The sequence below is a fragment of the Blastopirellula sp. J2-11 genome, assembly GCF_024584705.1.
GTDB lineage: Bacteria > Planctomycetota > Planctomycetia > Pirellulales > Pirellulaceae > Blastopirellula.
In genome coordinates, this window is record NZ_CP097384.1 from 3,121,575 (window position 1) to 3,145,432 (window position 23,858).

Genomic DNA, 23,858 nt, shown 5'->3' on the forward strand with positions numbered 1-23,858 from the left:
GGCGTCAATAAGATTGGACCGTTTGATCGGGCCGAAATCGAATCTTTGATGTTGCGTGAATTGCATCGAATCATCCGACTTCCTGACTGGACCGTACAACAACGCTGGCATGGCTATTATGCGAAGAGCTTGAATAAGTCGGTCGTATTTGAACAGCCGAAGCCAGGCGTGACGATCGTCAACGGTGTCGGCGGCGCCGGAATAACGTTGTCGATGGGGCTAGCCAAGCGGGATCATATCGCCGCTGTATTGGAGATGCCGGCAGTCCAGCAAGCTTGGACCGCCAAGTTTGACCGAGCGCCGAATGACAGCGATATTGATGCGCTGTACAACGAGTTTTTGCCGCTGCAAAAAGAAGTATTGTCGAATCATTGCGATATCATCCCCGGAGTCGTTGAATTGGTTGAGACGTTGCGCTCGCGCAAGATCGCCATCGGCGGCATGACCGGCTATACCCGCGAATTGATGAGCGTGGTGACTCCGGCGGCGGCCGAACAAGGCTATTCGCCGGACGCCGAGATTTGCTCAGACGAAGTTCGACAAGGTCGTCCTGCGCCCTGGATGTTGTTTGAGATCGCACAGCGAACCAACGTCTATCCGATGTCGTCCGTCGTCAAAGTCGATGATACCCCGGTAGGCATCTCGGCCGGGCATGCAGCCGGAGCGTGGACGGTCGCCGTGACCGATACCGGCAATGAAATGGGCCTGGCGCTGGCCGAGTATGAAGCGACAAGCGAAGCCGAGAAGACCGCTCGCCGCGAGGTTATCACTTCGCGATTTGACGACGTGAAGCCGCACTACTTTGTGCGTCGCGCTGCTGATCTGCCGGATGTTCTGGCGACGATTGATCGTCAACTGGCGTCTGGTCGGCGCCCGTAAGCCAACTAAGTACGAATGGAAACTGTCGCCGCGGCTTTTCGCCTATTGGGGCGGATTCGCGGCTGTTTATTGCGCGAGCGTTGTGGACGCTTCGCTTCCCTCGATCTTCTTCTCACGCGAAAAACAGAGCAGTATCGCAGGCAGGATGAATAGGTCGCACAGCAATGCGATCAAGAGCAGCGAAAACATCATCCAGGCGAATCGTGAGATCGGCGTAAATGGGCTCAGCGCAAAGACCAACAGGCCGAACGAGCAGATCAGCGAAGTTTGAACCATTGCGGCTCCGCAATGTTCGTACGCCAGACGCGTCGCTTCGCGACGATTGGCGCCGGAGGCGATCCCCTTGTTGAACCAACTGATAAAGTGAAGCGAGTCGTCGACGGCGATTCCAAGCGCCGCACTAGCCGTCAACAACGATCCAACTTCGACCGGCATGCCGAGCCAGCCCATCGTGCCAAAGGCGATCAGCGTTGGCAAAATATTGGGGACCATGCTGAAGAAGCCGGTGAATACGTTGCGAAGCAGGACAATCATGATGCCGGCGATCATGATGAACGCTAGGCCGAAGCTTTTGATCAGGTCGTTGAGCATCTCGGTCTGAGCTTTGAAGACCAAGGGGACCGACCCGGAGTAGATCGGCGCGATATTAGGATGATCTGCCAAGATGCTATCGACGTTCTTTTTGACTCGATCCATCAAGTCGCCGTAGTGCAAACGATCGCCGGCCGGCACACGGGCGCTGATTCGCCACAAATGGTCGTCCTCTTCGTTACTGAGGTAGTTCATGTCGACATATTGGTCGAGACGATTTTGCAGGATCTTACGAAAAGAAGTGCGTCGCGTGATGGCGATAAAACCTCGTTGCGTAGGATCGGGGAATTGGGGTGCGAACGTCGCAGCCGACATCGAAGCTTCGACTCCATCAACATCCGAAACCGCTTTCTGCACCTGATCCAGAATATAGAACTGTTCATCCAGCTTCATTCCATCCGGTTGGGTATCGGTGGAAGTAGGCATGCGCAAGACGATCTCGATCGGCACCAAGGGGCCGACGTGTTCTTCCAGCCAATCGTAGTCATGGATGATTCGCGCTTCGGGCCAAAACAAATCGTGCAGTTGGGCTGACGTCGTGATCCTTGAAACGCCAACCAGACAAACGCCGATCAACGCGAGCGACGTGGCGAAGATAACCCAGCGTAGAGAGTCGATACTCTGGGAGAGCTTGTCCCAAAAGGCATGCAGCCAACGCGGGCCATGATTGGGATCGTGCCAAAGCTTCGGATTTACCGGAAATTTGTAAAGAGCGGCCGGCGCCAACAGCAACAGGACGATGGAACCGGCGCCAATCGATGCGGCGGCATAGAGCCCGAAGTTGGTCACTGGGCGAATCTGGCTGACCGTTAGCGAAAGCATGCCGACAGCTGTCGTGCCTGCCGACAATAGACAGGGAACCAGCGCCGCACGCAACGCCCAAGCGACGGACTCTTTGGTTGTTCGATCGACGAGCGACTCGCGATAGTAGTTCACCAAATGAACGCCGGAGGAAATACTGAGCACATATGTCAAGTTGGCGACCAAGGTCAGGACCGAGTCGATCTCCTGACCGCTGAAATACATGATCGACATGCTGAGCTGTTCGCAGAAGATCGCGATCAGAAATACGATCATCGTCGCACGCATGCTGCGAAAACCGATGTACATGATCGTGATGCAGACGACGAACGAACCCAGGTTGAGCAGATCAAGCGAGTTTTTACTAGCGTTGTCGATTGCGACCCCATCGCTGGTTGGCCCAGCGACGATCAAGTTCTCGCGCGTTAGTTCCTTGACCTGATCCGCACATTGATAGGCGTATTCAATTGCAGCGGCTCGATTTTCTTCGCCAGCTTTGGAAACGATCGCGATCAGACAAGTTTGCTGGTGATCTGGTCCGATCAGCCAACCATCCATGCGAGCGAGCGCATCAGCTTTGGGGAGTTCTAGCGGGTCGGAGGTAAGGGACTCGATTGCGTCGGCGCCGGTGATGATTTCGCCAAACCACTCGACCGGCTCCTGACCGCTGGTGTCTAGCTTTGATAATTGCGTCTTGTATTGATTCAGTCGAGGGTCATCTAGCGTGCAACCTTCCCAACTGATCATCAGCAATTCGTCCGTGCCGAACTGTTGATAGAACCAGATGAGCCGCTGCGTCTCTTCAAATGTTTCCGGAAGCCAGTCTTCGACTCGGTTTTTGATACTGTCCCAAGCGCCTTTAGCGCCGTAAGTCAGAACCGGCGTCACCGCCAGAAAGAAGGCGATGACCAGCCAACCGTATCGATCTTGCCACGAGGAGGAAGATGACGACATATCAACTTGCAAAAAAGGTCTACGGCGTCGGAATTACGAAGAAAAGCGGCAATGCTCGCCGAATTTGTCGAATGAGCATAACACATCAATGAGGCTTGAAATAGGATGAACTCATCGCGAAGACGAACTTCCCCGCAGCATTGACGGCGACAACTCATGCAGATTGGCGATTGGCGACTTGACCTGGTGTCTGGAGGCAGATTCCTGCACGACGGAGGCATATTGTATGGCGTCGTGCCGAAATCGATCTGGCGAACAATTACTCCGGCCGATGAACAAAACCGCGTTCCTTTAGCGATGAACTGCGTCTTGGCGCGCAGCGCATCTCACACGGTGCTTATCGACGCTGGGCACGGCGAAAAAATGTCTCCGTTGGATCGCAAGTCGCATAGTCTGGAACCAGGTTGGCCGCTGCTGACTGATCTGGCGGCGCTCGGCGTCGCTCCGGAAGATATCGATATCGTCATTCTAAGTCATCTGCACTGGGATCATGCTGGAGGAGCGACGACCCGGCTCGAGGGGAGAATCGCGGCGACCTTTCCCTCAGCGACTTACTATATTCAGCGGCAAGAGTGGGACGACGCGAATTCGAATACGCTCGAACTTTCTGGCGGGTACGACCTAGATGACTTTCTTCCCTTGGCCAACGAGGGGCGTTTAATGCTGATCGACGGCTCGCAGGAAATCGTGCCTGATGTTCGAGTCATTCAAACGGGGGGGCATACCCGCGGGCATCAGGCGATCGAAATCGCGTCAAGCGGCGAGGGTCTGATGTTCCTGGGGGACGTCGCTCCGACGGTCGCTCACATTCGCCGGATGTGGTGCACGTCGTATGACCTTGATTTAGTCCAATCCCGACGCGTGAAGTCTGAACTGTTTGGACATGCGGCGGACCGCGGGTATTGGGTTGTCTGGAATCATGACCGTCATAACCCGGTCAGCCGTATCGAAAGACATCCTCATCGCGAGTTCTTGCCAGCGGACATCCGCGAAAATCTTTAAAGTTCTCCGTAAACCATAGTTTGCATGCTAATCAATAGGTCAATTAAGTGCCTGTTCGAGAGCGCTTTAAACGACCAAATTCTCCTAAACTATGTGGCTCAACTCGCCCTACTCATTTTCTGCATTCTGCGCTTTCGGGGGGGTCGCATGCGAACGGCCCAAATGGGGAGAAAAATCACCCGTCGTATCCTGTGGGAATGTTGCATTTACCCCATCTTGTGTAATCATAGGAGTTTCAATGCTCAAACGCATGAGAAAGCCCCTACTCATTCCCGCCTCCGAATTGACTCTCAACATTGATGTTCACCTGAATTAGTGCCCACGAAGGGCAAGCTAGCAGAGGGTGAAGCGCCAAGTAGCGCCAGCAATGCGCAATAAGAAACCATTGTTGGTTGCCAATGAATCAGGATAGGAAACATGACAATCTCGACTGATCGAACCGATATCCCGGTGGCGATTGTCGGCATGGCGTGCCGTCTCCCCGGCGCCGCCAACTTGAACGAATATTGGCAACTGATCTCCGAGGGGCGATCGGCCGTAGGCGAAGTCCCGGCGGATCGCTTGAATCGTGAGATCTATTACCATCCGGACAAGGGCGTCCGCGGAAAGACGTACTCGACCAAAGCAGCTGTGCTGGCGGATCGCACGTTCCATCGTGACCGTTGTCCGTTGCCGCAAGAATTGATTGACTCGGTCGATAACACGCATCTTTTAATGACCGAAACGGCCGCCGAAGCATTCCGCCATGCCGGCTACGATCCATTCCAACTCAAAGATCGTAATTGTTCTGTTTTTATCGGCCATGCGCAGGGTAGCTCGCGCCTCGGTGAACTGACGTTTCGCACGTATGTCGATGAAGCGGTCGCTCTACTGGAGGAAACCCCCGAGTTCCAACATTTGGCTCCCCAAGAGCGCCAAGCCGTTGAGCAGCAGTTGCTGCAAGAGCTCATGGCCGACATTCCGGATGGCGCCGAAGGGTTCCGCTATCTGAACTGCAACATGGTCGCCGGCACCGTCGCCAAAGCGTTCGGTCTGAACGGCTCATGGTTGGCGTTGAACTCAGCATGCGCCTCCTCGTTACACGCGATGTTGATGGGCGCTAGAGCGCTGCAGCGCGGTCGCGCTGACATGGTCGTGGTCGGGGGAGCGTCGGACTGCAAGTCCGATTCGCTGGTCCTCTTCTCGAACGCCCAAACGCTTACAAAGGATGATAGTCGCCCCTTCGACTCCGGCGCTGATGGCCTGATCATGTCGGAAGGTTACGTCGCGCTGGTCATGAAAACTCTCGATCGAGCGATCGCGGACGGCGACCAAATTCAAGCCGTCGTCCGTGGTTTGGGCGTGGCGACCGACGGACGCGGCAAAAGCTTGTGGGCGCCCCGAAAAGAGGGGCAAATGCGGGCAATGCGCCGCGCGTATCGCAGCGGAGTTGATGTTTCTCGACTGCAGTACTTGGAATGTCACGCGACGGCGACGCAGTTGGGGGACGCTACCGAACTGGAAACGCTGCGCGAAGTGCTGGAGCCAAACTTCCCTACGGGGAAGAAGATTCCCATCACCAGCGCCAAAGCCAACATCGGGCACGCGCTCGAAGCTGCAGGCGTCGCTGGGATGATCAAAACGATCCTCTGCATGCAGCATCAGCAATTTCCGGCTGCGATCAATATCAAACAATTGAATACGAAGGTGCCGTGGGACGAGTCTCCCTTCTTCGTGCCGATGCAGCCAGCCCCGTGGGGTGCGCCCGCCGATGGCGGACCGCGCTGCGCCGCGGTGAATGCCTTTGGCATCGGCGGTCTAAACATGCATGTGGTGATCGACGAGTATGTCGGTCAAACGGCGGAGCAGATTACCGGCGGACCGCGTCCGGTTGCCGAGACAGCGGACGATCGCGCCATCGCGATCATCGGCTTAGGCTGCATCGCCCCGGGCGCTGCTGAAATCAACGCCTTCTGGGAATCACTGCAACAAGGGACCGACCCGAAAACGGAACCAACGGCCGATCGCTGGTCGCCGTTGGCGCGCAAAAAAGCGGCCGATAAGGGAATGCAAGTGCTGGGCGGTTTCATTACGGACTACGCCTACGACTGGCGCAAACATAAGGTTCCGCCCAAACAGGTTCTTGAAGCCGATCCGCTGCAGTTCATGTTTCTCGACGCCAGCGAACAAGCGCTTGCTGACGCCGGCTACGATCGCGAATCGATCCAGCGCGAACTTTGCGGCGTTGTCATCGGAACCGAATTTGGAGGCGATTTTGGCGATCAACTAGAAATGGGGCTTCGTCTCCCCGAAATGCAGGCGAAGCTGACCACGCTTCTGCAAACACGTGGACTCGCCGCGGAGAAGATTGAAGCGATCAATCAAGATTTCGCCAAGGTCCTGTTGAAAAAATGGCCTGCTCTGGTCGACGAAACAGGCAGCTTTACCAGCAGCACGCTGGCTTCGCGAATCAGCAAAACGCTCGACTTGAACGGCGGCGCCGTCGCGATCGATAGCGGCACGACTTCCGGCATGTCAGGAATCGCGCTTTGCATCGATTCTCTGCTGTCGGGCGACAACGACATGATGATCTGCGCCGCCGGACAACGTCGCATGGGAATCACCATGTTTGACGGGCTGCGAGAGTCGGGCCTGTTGCATTGCGACGCAGCGCCGAAAAACGTCCTCGACGCCGGATACAACGGCGTGGTGCCGAGCGAAGGCGCCGCGGTTGTCGTCTTAAAACGACTTTCAGATGCGAAACGTGACGACGATCGGATTCGCGCCGTCATTCGTGGGCTGGGCGTCGCAACGCATGATTCGCCTGCCGAAGCGATGCGATTGGCGGTCGAGCGCGCCTCGACCATGGCTGACATCGCGCCGAGTGAAATTCAGTTCGTCGATATCGAAACGGACGAAAACAACAGCAGCGTCTCGCAATCGCTGTCGACCTTGGCTCACGAGCATACTTCGCCCGATCGCAAACAGCCGCTCCACTTGACTTCAGGCACTGCGCAGTTTGGGCACATGGGAGGGGGCAGTTCGCTGATCACCGTTCTCAAAGCGGCCCTGGAATCGCAACATCACGAAGTTTCGGCGGCGCGCGAACTTCAACAGCCGACCGCAGCATTTAACGGTTCGACCGCCAGCGTACAGACGGCCACCGTCAATGTGAAATTGAACGGCCGCGGACTTGGCGCCGTCGCCACCTGGTCGAAGGGCCAAGCCTTCTATCTGATCTTGGATGACGGATCCGTTGCGCCGCCCAAGCCGGTTGCTCAAACGGACACGCCGACGACAGCGGAGCAAGTTCAAGCCGCGCGGATCGTACGTTTTGGCGCCGCGTCGCTGGCCGAATTGAAGAGCATGGTCAACGTTGCGCTGACGGAAGCGGACCAAGCGTTTCACCAAGCCGAGACGAAGCAATTTGCCTCCAGCGACAAGGTGCGTCTGGCGATCGTCGCCGACAGTGTTCCGGCGCTGACCAAGAAGCTGACGATGGCGTTGCCGCAACTGGGCAATTCCGCTTCGCGTCAGGTGCTGGAACAGCAGGGAATCTTCTGTCGCGAACCGCTCACCACCAAACCGCGCATTGCGTTTTTGTTCCCAGGGCAAGGATCGCAGTACGAAGGAATGTTGCGTGATCTGGTCAGCCAGTCGCCGGCTGCGGCTCAAATGATGTCGGAAGCGGATGCGGCGATGCGACGGCTTGGTTATCCGATCTTTGCAGATCTTGCCTGGAACGCGCCGACGCAGCTAGGAGCCGACGTTTGGAAAACGCAGATCGCCATGTTGTTGGCCGATTTGATCTGTCTGGCGGCCCTTTCGGAACGGGGCGTAAAACCGGATGTTGTGTTGGGACACAGCTACGGCGAATTCCCTGCTTTGTACGCTGCTGGCGTTTGGAACCTGGACGCGGTCATTCGTATGACGCGTGCGCGCTGCGATGGAATCAACGCTACTTCACTGAACAACGCCGGACTGTTGGCCACGACCGCTCCGCCAGAAGAGATCAAGAAGGTCATCGCCGCGAGCGGATGCCAAGCCTATCTGGCCAATTACAACGCTCCTGATCAGACCGTGATCGGAGGCAAATTGGCGGCGCTGGAACAATTGTCCAAAGCGCTGGCGGCTAAATCATATCCGGCGAGAATCTTGGCGGTTCCGGCTGCATTCCACACGCCGCTGATGGCCGGATCAAGCCGGATGCTGCAACAGGCGCTCGAAACGGCCGACATGCGAGCGCCGCAAACGCCGTTTATTAGCACCGTTGATAACAACCTGACGGAAGACCCCGTCCGAATCCGTCGCAACTTGGGCGTGCAACTAACGACTCCTGTCAAATATGCCCCCTTGATTGAACAACTTGCGTTGGAGACGCCGACGATTTTTGTCGAGGTTGGCCCTCAACAAACGCTGACGAAGCTAAATCGCCGGATCCTTTCAGGCGATGCAACGGTGATTGCTTCCGACAATCCCAAGCATGGCGGCATCGAGCCCATTTTGTGCGTCGAGGCGCTGCTGGAATGCCTGGGAGTGAGAGCTCCCGTGGTCAGCACGCCGAAGCCTGTTGTCCCCGCCAAGACAGTAACAGAGACACGTGCGGCGTTTAAGGCCCCGCAACCGGCAACTGCTCCTGCTGTATCACAACCCATGACTTCTTCGACGGACCGCGCGCCAGTCAAGCCGCAGCCTGTCGCTTCCTCCCGTAGTTCGATTAGCACCAACGAGAAGAACCAGATGGACGATATTCCGCACTTTGACGCTACTGAGCGTCGTCGCGCGAAGATGCGTGGTTCTGCCCAGGCGTCGCCGCCTGCGGCATCGCCGCCGACTCCGGCTCCGGCCGCAGTCACGCCTCCCGCGCCGGCGCCGGTCGCAGCGCCAATTGTTCCGAAACCAACGTTTGCCGCCTCGCCAGCGCCTGCCGCGGTTCAGCCGCCTGCACCACAACCAGCGCCGCCGACTCCGGCCCCTGCCCCGGTTGCGCCGACGCCTGCGGCCGCTGCTGCGAGCGGTCAAAGCGAAGGGATCGACCTGGAGAAGTTCCTGGTCAACTTTGTGGTCGAGCAGACCGGCTATCCGCCGGAAGTGGTCGATCTCGACGCTGATATGGAAGCGGATCTCGGCATTGACAGCATTAAGAAGGCCCAGCTGTTTGGCGAGCTGCAGGAATATTTTGACATCAGCACGTCGGCCACCGAATTGTCGCTGGATGATTTTCCGACGCTGCGTCACGTGATGGACTTTCTTTCAGCCAGCGGACAAGGAAGCGCCGCTTCGGCGGCTCCTGCCCCCGCGGCGCCTGCTCCGGTGGCCGCTCCGCCGCAACCGGTTGCTCCGGCAGAGCCGGTCGCTGCTTCGACCGGAACGAGCGCGGCCGAACTCGAATCGTTTCTAGTTAACTTTGTGGTGGAGCAAACCGGCTATCCGCCGGAAGTGGTCGACCTGGATGCCGATCTCGAAGCCGACTTGGGCATCGACAGCATCAAGAAGGCCCAGTTATTTGGCGAGCTGCAGGAATACTTTGACATCAGCACGTCGGCCACCGACATGTCGTTGGATGATTTTCCGACGCTGCGTCACGTCTTGAACTTCCTCTCGGCCAGTGGTCAGGCCAGCGAGAGCACGGCGGCTGCTCCGGTTGTCGCGGCGCCTGTCGCACCGTCGCCTCCGGTTTCGCCTCCTCCGTCGGCCGCGGCGCCTGCTTCGACCGGAACGAGCGCGGCCGAACTCGAATCGTTTCTGGTTAACTTTGTGGTGGAGCAAACCGGCTATCCGCCGGAAGTGGTCGACCTGGATGCCGACCTCGAAGCCGACTTGGGCATCGACAGCATCAAGAAGGCCCAGTTGTTTGGCGAACTGCAGGAATACTTTGACATCAGCACGTCGGCCACCGACATGTCGTTGGATGACTTCCCGACGTTGCGTCACGTCTTAAACTTCCTCTCGGGCAACGCTTCCGCCGCGACCGAGGAACCAGCATCTTTTTCCCTGGCCGCTCCGGCGCCGGCTCTGGAAACTAAAGACAACGCGCCGGCCGTAGCAAACAGCGCTGATGCTGCTGCTGCGGAACTCAATGGTAAGAATTTGGATTTTAGTGCTGCAGCGCCGCTGCCCCTCGTCGGTACGCCGTACGAAATGGGCTGGCGACACGGCAGCCAATATCGGTCAGAGATTCGTCGCGTACTCCGCACCTATGCGGAGTACGTCGGCGAGTCGATTGACGAACTCCCTGGCTCAGCTCAATCTGCTCAGGCATTGCAATTGCTGACGCCTGATCAATTGGATGAATTGCAAGGAATCGCCGACGCGATTGAGACCCCGCTCAGCAACGTCTTGGCTCATCACTTTGCAGTTGCAGAAACGCTGACCGACATGGAGCAAGCGGCCACTACCAGCGACTCTGAAGGCTCATTGCTGCACGCCGCACAATTTGAATCGCCAGCGATCAATCCGATGCGCGAGACGATTCAGTTAGCGATGTTTTTGCGAAAGCCGACCAGCGGCTTGTCGCACGTGGTGGTTGCTCCGATCGGCACGCGTTTGGTGTTAGGGGGAGTCAACTCCGCAGGTTTAACCTGCAGCGGCGAGAACCATTCAGTCCAAGTATTGCAAAACGGAGTGAACCTGGAAACTGCGATTGACCTGATGTTGCAATCGTCTGCCGAAGCAGGCGATGTCGTGCTAGGTGATCTCCAGAGTGGCCGTCTGGCCAGCGTTCAGTCGAATGGGCAGCAACGGCAAGTGATCAGCGATCAGCCAACCGTTTATTGCGGCAAACGTCAAATGGCGCTAGCCGGCGATTCTTCGCTGACAGAACAAGATGTCGAGTCGTGCGAAGTCGCGAATCTGTTGCTGTCGGCTGACAGTGACGCCCTCGCCTTCTTGTTCGATTTTGGATCGGGACAGTTGTCTCTAAAGAAATCGACCACATCGCGCTCGATTGAGAATTACTCGCTACACGGACTGTTTGCGGACGCCAGCATTACCACGCCGGCAGTTCCGCAGCGACCAGCAACGACTCCACTGACGCAGCCGAACGTTACCGCTCGTTTTGAGCTGGAAATGTGCGATTCGCTGCTCGCTCCAGACGCCGCGACGACGCCTGTTTTCAGTGGAGCTGCAATCGTGCTCGGCAATGGAGAGACAGCCGCCGCCCTGATCGAACAACTGCAACAAGCGGGCGTTACGACATATCAAATCGCCGACGCAAACGGTCTAGAGAGCGCCGTCGCCCAGATCGAAGCGATCTGCGCCGCAGGCCCGGCGCCACATCTGTTCATTACAACGGCTCGCGATGATCGCGCGAATATGCGGTTCGCTGTCGAGTCGACCTGGAACGCTCAACAACAATCGGCTATGGAAACGCCGCTGTTCGTCTGCCAGAAATGGCTGTCGTTGGCGGATGCTGGTGGATGGCTGGAGAATACGACCGTAGTTGCAGTGACCGCGCTCGGCGGTGACTTCGGCTTCAGCCGTGGAGCGACGGCGGTTCAGGGAGGCGCTTTGACCGGATTGATGAAAGCGATTTTCATCGAATACACCGTGATGCGCGGCGGCAAAGGCCCACGCGTGAAAGCGTTCGATACGTCCTCGCAAGAATCACCGCGTCAGATCGCGAACAACATCTTTGCCGAGCTCGCCTCTGGCAATCAAGATTACGAAGTTTCCTATACCGACGGCGTGCGACGGGTGCCGTTTGCAATGGATCGACCCGCTGCGACCAAGTCGGCGGCGGAACTGCCGCAAGGCGTTTGGGTTGTTACGGGCGGCGCTCGCGGAATCACGGCCGCATGTGCGTTGGAATTAGGGAAACGTTACGGCCTGAAGCTCCATTTGATTGGTTCCAGCGAATTGCCGGCGATTGATCCCGCCTGGCGCCAGCTGGATGAAGCGGGTCTGCAAAAGTTGAAGGCCGAAACGATGATCGCCGCTCGCAAAGCGGGCCAACAAGCGCCGCAAGCGTGGGAACGCGTGCAGAAAAGCTTGGAGATCGACAAGTCGTTACGAGCGTTCGTCGATAGCGGCGTTTCGGCCACGTACCACGCGTGCGATGTTTCGGATCGCGCCGCGTTGGCGGTCGTGTTGGAAGAAATTCGCCGTGTCGATGGCCCGATTTCCGGCATTTTGCATGGCGCCGGCATCGACAAATCGTGCCGGATGGAAAAGAAACGTCGCGAGGTCGTTCAGGCGACAATCGGCGTCAAAGATGGCGGCATCGTTCATCTGGCGGCGCTGACCGAGCGGGATCCGATCCGACATTTTATCGGTTTCGGTTCGATCGCTGGTCGACTCGGCAGCTTTGGTCAAGCCGACTATTGTCTGGCGAGCGATTTGCTCTGCAAACTGATGAGCGCCTATCGTCGCACGCGTCCGTGGGTTCGAGCAGTCGGCTTCCACTGGCACGGCTGGGATGAAGTCGGCATGGCGGCTCGCCCCGAAACGAAAAACGTTTTGAACGATAAGAGCGCCTTAAAACTGATGCCGCTAGCGGAAGGCGTGGGGCACTTGATTCGCGAAATCGAGACCGATGTCCCGCGCGGCGAAATTCTGATCACCGAGCGGCGTCATTGGCAACGTTTTGCGGACGGTTTGGGGATTTTGGCCCAAAGTCGTGCCGAAGCGAGTCCGACGGCGACTCCAGCAGAGCCGACCGAAACCGCTTCGACCGAGCCGCTTGGCCCGGCGGACGCAGCGGTGGATCTGCGAACCGAGCGCTGCGAGTTGAAACTGATCGATTCGCCGCTTGCTGCGGGAACTCCGACCGCGCCGACGTTTGACGCGCCGGTTTGGATCTTGGGCGAAAACGCGGATGCGGTGGAACTAGAGCAACGACTGCAACAAGCGGGCGTCGAGGTCTATCGGTTTGGCGCACGCGCCGACTTGGACGAAACGCTGGCTTGGCTTGACTCGCTGCATCCTGAGAAGCCGGCGAAGCGGCTCTTTTTAATGACCAGTCGTGATGTGTTGTCGGCCGACTCGCTGTCAGCCGCCGAGATTGATCGTCGTCGTCACGAAGGAATCATCGCGCCCTACTTCATCGCCCAAAATTGGTACAAGCGGCTTCTAAAATTTCCCCAAGCAGGAACCGGCGATCTGGTCGCTGCAACTTCACTGGGGGGAGACTTTGGCTTTGAGTCGACAGTGCAAACCCCTGATGGGGGTGGCGTCGCCGGCTTTATGAAGTCGCTGCACATTGAAGACTCGCGACTTGATCATCGTGTTGCCCGCTGCAAAGTGATTGACGCTCCGGTCGAGGAATCGCCTGCAAACCTGTTTGACGCAATGATGCGTGAACTTGCCGCCGCTCAGCCCGAAGTCGAAGTGAGCTGGAGCCGCGGCGTTCGCCGTGTGATTCGGCCGATTGGAACCCCGCTGGAACTTGGACCGGCCGCGAACATTCCGCGTGGCGGAACTTGGGTCGTGACCGGCGGTGCTCGCGGGATTACGGCGATCGCCGCGCGCGAGTTGGCGGCTCGCTACGGTTGGAAGTTACATCTACTGGGCAAGAGTCCGGCGCCGCTGGTCGACGCCGCCTGGCGCACCTTTGACGAAGAACAGCTTAAAACCTACAAAACGCAGATTGCTCGAGAAGCGGTCGCCGCCGGCGGTTCGCCGGGGCAGGCATGGGATCGCGTTTTGAAAGACTGCGAGATCTTCAACAACCTGCAGCGGTTTGCGGATGCCGGCGTTCAGGCGACCTATCATCAATGCGACGTTACTGATCGCGATGCAGTCGCAACGGTTTTGGAAGAAATTCGTCGCGTCGACGGTCCGATCAACGGACTGATGCATGGCGCCGGTTTAATTGAGCCGGGGCGTTTTGATCACAAACGTCGCCCATTTGTCGAAAAACTGATTCGCGCTAAGTTTGACGGGCTGCTCCATTTGTTCGCGCTTACGCAGCAGGATCCGTTGACGCATTGCATCGGGTTCGGCTCGATCAGCGGTCGATTTGGTGGGAACGGACTGAGCGACTACGCGGCCGGCAACGACTCGATGTCGAAGGCGCTCGACTGGTTTCGCTCGGCGCGTCCTGATTGCACGACGCTCTGCATCCACTGGGAATCGTGGGAAGGCGCCGGCATCGCGACGCTGTCTCGATTTGCGTGGGGACCGCGATCAGTGATGAAGATGAAATATATGCTGCCGGAAGAAGGAGTTCGGCGGATGGAGGAAGAAATGGCCGGCGGCGGATTGAAAGCGGAGACGCTCTATACGTTCGGCGACTTCTACCCGATGTTCTATCCGAACGAACAATTCCCGTTGGGCGAGTTCCAGCCCCGATCTGGCGATGCGGTCGATAGTTCGTTTCCACTGGTCGCGACTTCGCGCACCGAGGGAGATGAGTTGGTTGGCGACGTGCCGCTCGACCCGGTGAGTGATCCCTTCTTGTCGTTGCATCGACTGCGCGGCAAACCGTTGATGCCGGTTGTCGTGACGTTGGAAGCGCTGCGAGAAGCGGCCGAGTTGGCTTCCGGCAAAAAGGTAGTCGCCTTCTGTGACGTCGACATGATTGACGGCCTGGCGTTTCATACCGACAACGCAGCAACTGCCCAGGCGCGAGCCAAGCTGGTTGGCGACCATGTCGCCGAGTGCCGCTGGACCTGCGATTTCCGGAATCGAACCGGCGGATTGATTCAAAAAGACCGCCTTTACTTGCAAGCAAACATCGAACTGGCCGATGCGCCAGTTGCGATCACAGCCGAACTGCCGCCGTTTCCGAGCGAGTGGAGCGCTGTGACGTATCCCGAGGATAGCGCCATCTATCATGGCGCTCCATTCCGCTGCTTGAAGGCGCTCAGTTGCGACGCCGCGAGCGGTTGGGGACATATCGTCGCGCAGCCTTTGGCCGATTTGACGAAACCCGAACGCGTGGATGGATGGCGCATTCCTTCCTGCGTGCTCGATTCGGCCCTGTATGCGTGCGGCTGTCAGTTATACCTGCATAGCGAGGGAGCGGTTTCACTGCCCCGGAAGATCGAGCGATTGGAGATTGGTCGGCTGCCGAGCGATGGCGAAAACTGCTACGTCTATTTTGTATGTCGTGACGTGGCCGAAAAATCGGCGCTCTATGATCTGACTCTGTTTGGTGAAAACGGAGACGTGATCTTCAAAGCGATTGGCTATCAGAAAGTGATTCTTGGCCGAGGAGGAGTCGCATGATTACCTCGCCGACTTGGATCGTTCGATATGTCGCAGATACGCGTCGATTGCCAATCGACGCGCAAGACGCTTGGCTAAGCGCCGCAGAGGAAGCCGAACTGGCTTTTTTTGCGCACGAAGATCGCCGTCGACAATGGTTGCGAGCGCGCTGGATCGCCAAGCGTTTGATTGCTCTGTCGAGTGATTCCACCGATTTACGGCGGGTTGAAATTTTGTCCCGCTCGACCAGCGGCTTGGGGGTAGCGCCGCAAGTTTTTGTGGATGGAAAACCGACCCAATACCGCATTTCGTTGTCTCATACCGGCAGCGCCGTGTTGGTAGGGATGACGACCGATGCGACGTCGATCGGCGTTGATTTGGCTTGGGACGTTCCGCAAGACAGGCATTTTTCGAGCGCTTGGTTTAGCGAGCGTGAACAAGCCTGGCTTGCCGAACGCCCGGGGTCGGCTTCCCTGCTATGGGGATTGAAGGAAGCGATTTTCAAATCACAGGGAGACAGCCAGACCTGGAACCCGCGAGGCGTAGAAATCGAATCGTATGGCGAGCATGAGGTTCGCTGTTCTTTGTTTGGACGCCGACTAGCGCCCCTTTCGACGTGGATTCGCACGTCTAGCCGGGGAACTGCGACGGCAGTCTGGCAAGCGAAAACTCAGGATGCTCCAGTCACCGTCCGGCAGGAGTTTTCCTCATGTTTGTAAGCAAAGAACATCATCCGCAGGTTCTGCCGCGCGAGTCTTATTTTGATCCGGCGATCTACCAAAAGGAGATCGACACGATCTTGTTGCCGGCATGGCATTGCGTTGCAGTGATGAGCGAATTGCCTCGCAACGGATCGTTTGTGACGCTCGACTTGTTTCAACGCCCGATTATTCTGTGGCGTAACGAAGATGAAGTCAGCGCTTTCCTGAACGTATGCTCGCATCGCTATGCGAAACTGACTTGCAAATCGTGTGGGATCGCTGAGCGTTTGCATTGCCAATATCACGGTTGGGAATATGACGAAACAGGCAACGTCCGAAAAATCCCGGACGCGAAAACATTTCGCCCACTCGCGCAAGGAATGCTAGGACTAAAGCGATTTCGCGTCGAACGCTGCGGCGAACTCGTGTTCATCAACTTGTCGGAAGATGGGCCGAGCTTGCAGGAGTTTTTAGGAGACAAGTTTCAACTGTATGAATCCTGGTTTTCGCCGGAGATGCATACGGCGATCGTGATGACGCGCAAGATCAACGCGAATTGGAAGTGCCTGGTCGAAAATGCACTGGAAAGTTATCACACGACTGAGGTTCATCCCAAAACCTTCGGCGAGGCGCCGGACGAGAAAGATTGCACGCATCAGCTGAACGACACCTGGACATCGCTGTTTGTCGATTACAGCGAGGAACGCTCGTTTCGGGCGACGCTCGATCAGATCGGACATTGGCTGGTGGGACGCCAGCGAGATTCATCCTACGAACATATTTTGCATTACCCCAACGTCATGATCGCGCGATTGTCGCTCTATCGTTGGGTCGAATGCGTGATCCCCGTATCGCCGGATCAGTCGTTGTCGGTGGTCCGTTTGATGTGCCATATCGGCGAAAAAGGACAACTGCGGCGATTGTGGAATCGCAGCTTTATCAGCAAATGGGCCAATGATTTTTTGACCCAGGTGGGCTCAGAAGACGCTGGAATCTTACCGCACATTCAAGCCGGATTAGCGGCGGCCGATCAGCCGACCGGCGGTTTGATTTCAACACGTGAAGAACGCATTTTTCATTTTCAGAACTACATCGAGCGTGCGAGCCAAACGCCAGGTTCGGACGATGCGAACGAAGTACTTCCAATTCGATTTTCAGGAAACGCAACATGATTAACCTCTCCGGACGTATCGCTTTGGTTACCGGGAGTTCGCGCGGAATGGGGCGCGCTTCCGCATTGCGACTTGCCGAAGCAGGCTGCGACGTCATCGTCAACTATGTCACGTCACGCACCGCCGCTATGGAAACGGCGAAGGAAATTCGCGCGATGGGACGACGGTCGTTTGTCGTCAAAGCGGATGTGAGCAAAAAAGATGATGTCGAATCGATGATGGAGTACATCGGCGAACATATTCAACAACTAGACATTATCGTCAGCAATGCGGCGACCGGCGGATTTCGTCCGTTGATGGCGGCGAACGAAAAACACTTTGAAAACACGTATCACACCAACGTGCTGGCGATGCTGTTCCTCGTGCAGGCCGGTTTGCCGTTGCTCGAAAAAAGCAAGGGCCGCGCGAAAGTGATCGGCATCAGCAGCCATGGCTCAGACATGGCGTTGCCATGGTACGGGCTGATCGGCAGCTCGAAAGCGGCGCTGGAAAGCTTGGCGCGCCATCTCACCTTGGAAGTCGGTGACAAAGGGGTGAACGTCAATATCATCAAATCGGGCCTGGTAGAAACCGATTCGACCAAACGCCTGCCAGGCGCCGGCGAGATGTTCGATCATCGTAAAGACAAAACGATGATGGGCGACCGAATGCTGAGCATCGAAGACATCGCGGATGCGGTCCTGTTTTTGGCCTCACCGTTGTCGGATCTCGTTCAAGGCGAGACGCTCGTCGTCGACGGCGGCGCTGCGGTACACGTGTAGTCGATCAAGACGTAATTGCAAGGCAATATTTTCCGTATGAAGTATCACTTGTTAACCGGCGCAACAGGATTGCTTGGCCGGTACTTAATTCGAGATCTGACCTTGGCCGACGTGCCGTTGGCGGTTGTCGTGCGCCGATCTCGATTTGAATCGGCGGCGCAACGGATTGAGACCGCGATGGCGTATTGGGAAGCGGAGCTCGGTCGAGCGCTCGTTCGCCCTGTCGTCTTGGAAGGAGATATCACCCAACCCGGTTTGGGACTTTCGACCGCCGACCAAACATGGGTCGCTGAATATTGCGACACGATGGTCCACTCCGCCGCATCGCTGACGTTTTACGCCGATGACGAAGAAGGAGAACCGTGGCGCAGCAATATCTTGGGGACGCGTCATATGCTGGGCTTATGCCGCGACGCCGGGATTCGCAAATTGCATCATGTTTCGACCGCCTATGTCTGCGGAAAGCGTCGTGATGTGATCCGCGAAGAGGAAGTCGACGTTGGACAAGAGCCCAGCAACGACTACGAATCAAGCAAATTAACGGCTGAGAAAGAAGTTCGCGCCGCGGATTTCCTGGATGTGCTTACCGTGCATCGTCCTTCGATTATCGTGGGAGATGCGGAGACTGGGTTTACGGTTTCGTATCACGGGTTTTACACGCCGCTGCGATTGATTCACGCTTTGGTGACCTCATTGCCATGGGAAGTGTTCATTCAATGCGATCTGCTGGCTGCGTTGCAGTTGGATGGATCGGAACGAAAGAACTTAGTTCCTGTGGACTGGGTTTCGACGGCGATGACCGAGGTGATCGCACGTCCCGAACTGCATGGTGAGACGTATCACTTCACGAATCCCAATCCTGCAACCGTGGCCGACATGTTGTCGGCGGTTGCATCGATGGTCATTAAGTTGGCACGTCCGGATGAACCGTCCTCCGGCAATAAAAATATCTCCATTGATGAAATTGGTGATACGTTCCGCGAGCAAATGGGCGTTTACCAATCATACTGGAGCGACGATCCTGCGTTTGATTCGACGCGCACCGAGCAAGCTTTGCCAAATTTGCCTTGCCCTGCCGTGGATGACGCGATGATGGACCGTTTGATCACCTTCGCACTTGAAAAGAATTTCGGTTGGCCGCGCGAAGCGTCGGCCAAAATTAAGTTTCCGGTCGCTGAAAACTTGGCTCCTTGGCTGGCTAGCGCCAACGGGCTCACGAATGGATCCAGCGACCGTCGGTACGTCAGTTTGCAGATTAGCGGCAGCGGCGGCGGACAATGGCACATGATCGTAGATCATGGGCGGTTGGTCGGCGTTGGGTCGGGTTTGCAAAATGGCGACAGTCCCACCTGCTATTTAAACAGCGACACGTTTACGCGATTAACGCGCGGAGAGCTCTCTTGGGAATCGGCATTGCAATCGGGTCGTCTCGTGACGACTGGTCATGCGGCAAGTTCCGAACAGCTCGCTCGTTGTTTTCACGATCTTGCCTCTTTGACCCGCTCCAACACCACTAACAACTGCGCCAATTGAAAGACACAAAGCAATGAACGGGGGTAACGCCATGACGGGAATGATTTCCAAAACGGATTCAAGCGGAGCGGCTCTTAGTGCGAAAACGCTGGAACGCGGTCGCAAGAGCATCGCGGGCGGCGACAGCAGTACGATGCGAGTTCTGCCCTATCACATTCCTCTTGTCGCTGACCGCGGCGAAGGGAGCCGACTGTGGGATATCGACGGCAATGAGTACATCGACTTAAACATGGCTTATGGGCCGCTGCTGTTGGGCCATCGGCCCAAGCAAGTGATCGAAGCCGTGTATCGTCAGATTTCGGAACAGGGGAGTCAGCTTGGTTTTCCGACCGAAGTGACGATTCGGGTCGCCGAAAAGTTGAAACAACTGTTTCCGTGCATTGAACTGCTGCGATTCGCCAATTCGGGGACCGAAGCCTGCGCTTCAGCGATTCGTTTGGCCCGGACCTACACCGGCAAACGTAAGCTGATTATGTTTGAAGGTCACTATCACGGTTGGAGCGAAGCGGTCTTCACCAAGTACCACGCTCCGCTGGAGATGTTGCCAGAGTGCGGTTATGGTCCCGCGATCCCAGGCACTACCGGCATGACTGACGCCTTGGATGACGTGATCACTTGCCAATGGAACGATCTCGACGCGCTGCAGCGTTGCTTGGAAGAGCATGGCGACGACGCCGCTGCGGTGATCATGGAGCCGATCTCGGGTAACGCCGGCTTGTTGCTTCCGCGCGATGGTTACTTGGCCACAGCTCGCGAAATGATCCATGATCGCGGTGGTCTGCTAATCTTCGACGAAGTGATCACCGGCATGCGAGTCGCCGCAGGCGGCGCCCAAGAGCACTATCTCGTTTCGCCCGATATCACCGTCGTTTCGAAAGCGATGGGCGGCGGCTATCCCGTAGGATCGTTTGGCGCTTCGGCTGAGATTATGAGCTGCATTACCAATGGCCCGCTCTTCCACGGCGGCGTCTTCTCAGGAAATGCGGTTGTGATGTCGGCCGCCGAAGCGGTGCTCGACACCGTTCTGGCCGACAAAGAAAACATCTACGCCAACTTGCATGCTCTCGGTGATCAATTGGCCGGCGGTATCGACGATATCTACAATCGTCTTGGCGTCCCGCACCATGTTCATCACTTAGGCCCGTTGTTGGCCGGTTTGATCACCAAGACCGATGTCGAAGGGCTGTACAACTACCGCGATGTTCGACGTCATTGCGACTTCGAACGCTACATCCAGTTCCAACACCAGATGCAGCGCAGTGGAGTTTACTTCCATCCGAATGAATTCGAACCGATGTTCCTGTCAACCGCTCATACTTCAGCCGACATCGACGAGGTTTTGGAGCGTTGGGAAGATGGAGCCCGACAGTGTCTGGTCCGGTAATTTCCGACACGATTTGGAGTGCGGCGCCAATCCTGGATGCTGTCGAGAACTATCGCGGCAGCATTATCGATCTTGATGCGCAGCGCGTCATTTCGGCGGACGAATTTGCACGCGCTCGCGTGGCCTTGATCGGCGAGTTTCGCCGACAAGGCTTGGCTTCCGGCGATCGCGTCCTGGTGACGATCGGCAATGGTCCTCTCTTTCCGGCGGCGCTGGCGGCGCTGTTGGCTTGCGAGGCTTCTCCGTTGCTTGTGCATGTCATGACGCCGCCAGCCGAGTTGGCTCGCTATTCCAAACGGTTCGGCGTGAAGTGGCTCGCCAGTTATGGCGGCGATTCGCAAGCGGCTACGGTCCTTTCGCACCAACAACAACTGCAACCGCTTGACGGTTGGAATCTGTTGTGGGGCGCGTTTTCCGAACCGACGAGCGTCCCCGGTCCAGAACTGCGTGGAGTTCCGCTTCATCCGACCTCGGGTTCGACTGGCCTGCCAAAGATCGCACTTCGACCCGGTTTTGCGGCGATGGAAGAAGCTCGGCACTACGCCGAAACGATGGCGATTTGCGAAGATGATTGCCTCTTCGCAATTCCGCCGATGAGCCACGCGTATGGCTATGGTTTGACCGTGATGACGCCGCTGCTCTCTGGCGCCAGCATCGTGACGACCGCCAATTTCAGCATGAAAAAGCTGGCCGACGTCCTGCGCGACTATCCGGTGACCCTGCTGCCGATGGTCCCGGCGCATATTGATATGTTGCTGTTTGGCGGTTCGATTGATTTTGGTCGGTTACGTTGGCTGTTGACCGCCGGATCGATGATGCCGCGTCGCTCGGCAGTCCAGTTTCGCAAGAAGACCGGCGTCACCGTCTGTCCGCTTTATGGAACGACCGAAACCGGCGGAATATCGGTGGCGACCACGGCCGATGGACAAGATGTCGATGGTCGGGTCGGCCCTCCCATGAACGGCGTCAAAGTTTGCGTTCGCGCTCCTACGGACGCCGAAGATCTGGGAATGGAGCTCGGCGTTGGCAAGCTGCACATTCAAAGCAGCTCGATGATGGCCGGCTATCTTGATGAGCATGGCGCGATCATTCACCCGTGGGACGCTGACGGTTGGTTTGAGACAGGCGACCTAGCGAGAATCGCCGGCGACGGCGTGATTCATTTGCGTGGGCGTACCGGCGAGATGATTAACGTCTTGGGACTAAAAGTGGTTCCCTGCGAAGTCGAAGAAACGATCGCCGCGATGCCAGGCGTCCGCGAAGTCAAAGTTTACGGCAGTCGCTTGGCCTCTCAAGCCGAGATCGTCAAAGCGGCGATCGCGGTCGAACCCGGCGTAGATGAGTTAGCCATCCGCGCCTATTGCGAAGAGCATTTGGTTTACTACAAACGTCCGCAGGCGATCGCATTGGTGGATGCGTTGCCGCGTTCGCCCGCCGGCAAGATCGTTCGCGATCGACTTCCTTAGTGATAGGCCTAACAGCCGGGAGCTTGCCGATGTCGCAAGTCGCTGACGTTCCGCAAACGGAATTCAACACATCGTTGAACAAACTCTTCCCTCTGCCTCTCTCACCGGTAGAGAAGTTCATGTTCGCCGATGGTCGGCCGCAATACCCCATGATGTGCGACGCCGAGGCGCGCTTCCAAGGGACCATTGAGCGCGCCCCCTTTGAAGAAGCGTTTGAGTTCGCTCTGAGCCGCGCCCCGATCTTTCGCAGCGTCATTGAACACGACAAAAAGCGGGGCGATCTCTGGCGTCTGACCGATCTTCGTCCTGAAGTCGATTGGGGCGAATATGGCGACGCGCATGAAACTTGTTACGACGACCTGATTGACCTTCGCCAGAATGTAGGACTTCGCATCTACGTTCGCAGCGGCAGTGAACGATCGTCGATCATGTTTCACTTTCATCATGCTTGCGCCGATGGAGTTGGCGCGTTTGCTTTTATCGAAGATTTTTTGGCTGGCTACAACAACGCGACGCCTGGGGCCAAGCCGGTAACGCCGCGCAAACTGGAACCGGAACGCTTATTGGATCGATGCAATTCGGCTCTTGAGAATCCAACTTGGACGCAAGGACTGCGAGATGTAGCGAGCGGCGTCGCCAGCGCATTTCGATTTTTTGCGGAACGACCGCTGCCGCTCACAAGCGGATTACCATCGATTGCGACGGATGCGCAACGCCAACAAAACGGATTTGTCACGCAATCGTTGTCGCACGAGACGACGGTCGCGCTGCGACGATTCTCGTCAGAGTCGAAAGTAACCCTGAACGATCTGCTCTTGCGTGATCTATTCATGACGCTGCATGAGCAAATCGAGGCGCAGGGTTTTCCCATCCGCCGTCGACAGCTGCGCGTCTTGATGCCGCAAAATTTGCGTGGCCGCGGCGATAACGCAATGCCGACGACCAACGATGTGGGGTTCGCCTTTTTGACGCGTCGCGGCGAACTGTGCAAAATGCCCGACGAGCTGCGAAAGTCGTTGGCCTGGGAGACCGGCGTGATTCGCTCGGATCGCTTGTCGCGGTATTTTATTGGTGGACTGGCTGGAATCCAATCAGTCGGAGCGCAACCCTGGATCGTGAACGGCAAGTTTTGTTTCGCGACCGCCGTGTTGACCAACTTCGGCAATTCTTGGCGCCGTTTCGCCACCAAGCTGCCGATGGCCAACGGTGGATTGGTCGCTGGCAACGTTGTCTACGATTGCTTGATCGGCGTGCCTCCGGTGCGTCCCCGCACTGCCGGCGCTTTTAGCGTGACGACGACTGCGGACAAACTATTTTTGACGCTCAAGCAAGATCCGTTCTTTTTCACACGGGAAGAATCGGAGCATCTACTGGCGCTGTTCGCTCAAAAAGTAACGCAGACGGCCGAATTGGCCCGGTAAACAGCCATCTTTTAGGTTGGTGATGCAGCGCAATGTTCCGCTATAATGGAGCCGATTGCGAGCCAC

Annotated in this window: 11 protein-coding genes; 10 read left to right on the top strand and 1 reads right to left on the bottom strand. The window is 57.0% G+C overall.

Annotation, left to right across the window (positions count from 1 at the left end; translation table 11 throughout):
* Positions 1 to 48 precede the first annotated feature (48 nt).
* A complete protein-coding gene (gene phnX / locus M4951_RS12610; RefSeq protein ID WP_262026831.1) occupies positions 49 to 879 on the top strand; it encodes a phosphonoacetaldehyde hydrolase in 831 nt (276 codons plus the stop codon).
* Positions 880 to 945: 66 nt separating this feature from the next.
* Here the strand turns inward: phnX and M4951_RS12615 are convergent, their stop codons facing one another.
* Positions 946 to 3,225 carry an efflux RND transporter permease subunit gene (locus tag M4951_RS12615; protein WP_262026832.1) on the bottom strand — a complete coding sequence of 760 codons (2,280 nt, stop codon included), beginning with the start codon at positions 3,223 to 3,225 and terminating at the stop codon, positions 946 to 948.
* 156 nt (positions 3,226 to 3,381) lie between these two features.
* On the opposite strand from M4951_RS12615, the gene M4951_RS12620 reads away from it, so the two are divergent.
* The 9 genes from M4951_RS12620 (at position 3,382) to M4951_RS12660 (ending at position 23,792) form a co-directional block, all read left to right on the top strand.
* On the top strand, positions 3,382 to 4,227 hold the full coding sequence (locus M4951_RS12620) for an MBL fold metallo-hydrolase (protein WP_262026833.1): 846 nt from the start codon (positions 3,382 to 3,384) through the stop codon (positions 4,225 to 4,227).
* Between the two features lie 417 nt (positions 4,228 to 4,644).
* A complete protein-coding gene (locus M4951_RS12625; RefSeq protein WP_262026834.1) occupies positions 4,645 to 15,375 on the top strand; it encodes a type I polyketide synthase in 10,731 nt (3,576 codons plus the stop codon).
* Positions 15,372 to 16,073: a 4'-phosphopantetheinyl transferase family protein gene (locus M4951_RS12630; protein WP_262026835.1), complete on the top strand. Its 702-nt coding sequence runs from the start codon at positions 15,372 to 15,374 to the stop codon at positions 16,071 to 16,073. The genes M4951_RS12625 and M4951_RS12630 overlap by 4 nt, the downstream gene beginning before the upstream one ends.
* On the top strand, positions 16,064 to 17,227 hold the full coding sequence (locus M4951_RS12635; RefSeq protein ID WP_262026836.1) for an aromatic ring-hydroxylating dioxygenase subunit alpha: 1,164 nt from the start codon (positions 16,064 to 16,066) through the stop codon (positions 17,225 to 17,227). The genes M4951_RS12630 and M4951_RS12635 overlap by 10 nt, the downstream gene beginning before the upstream one ends.
* Complete coding sequence (locus M4951_RS12640; RefSeq protein WP_262026837.1) at positions 17,224 to 17,988, top strand: SDR family oxidoreductase; 765 nt, start codon at positions 17,224 to 17,226, stop codon at positions 17,986 to 17,988. Before M4951_RS12635 ends, M4951_RS12640 begins: the two co-directional genes overlap by 4 nt.
* 36 nt (positions 17,989 to 18,024) lie before the next feature.
* The gene (locus M4951_RS12645; RefSeq protein WP_262026838.1) at positions 18,025 to 19,521 is read left to right on the top strand and encodes an SDR family oxidoreductase; all 1,497 of its coding nucleotides are present in this window, start codon (positions 18,025 to 18,027) and stop codon (positions 19,519 to 19,521) included.
* Positions 19,522 to 19,561: 40 nt separating this feature from the next.
* On the top strand, positions 19,562 to 20,905 hold the full coding sequence (locus M4951_RS12650) for an aspartate aminotransferase family protein (RefSeq protein WP_262026839.1): 1,344 nt from the start codon (positions 19,562 to 19,564) through the stop codon (positions 20,903 to 20,905).
* Entirely contained in the window at positions 20,890 to 22,371 is a 1,482-nt protein-coding gene (locus M4951_RS12655; protein WP_262026840.1) for a class I adenylate-forming enzyme family protein, read from the top strand. Before M4951_RS12650 ends, M4951_RS12655 begins: the two co-directional genes overlap by 16 nt.
* Before the next feature lie 29 nt (positions 22,372 to 22,400).
* Entirely contained in the window at positions 22,401 to 23,792 is a 1,392-nt protein-coding gene (locus M4951_RS12660) for a condensation domain-containing protein (protein ID WP_262026841.1), read from the top strand.
* Positions 23,793 to 23,858 lie beyond the last annotated feature (66 nt).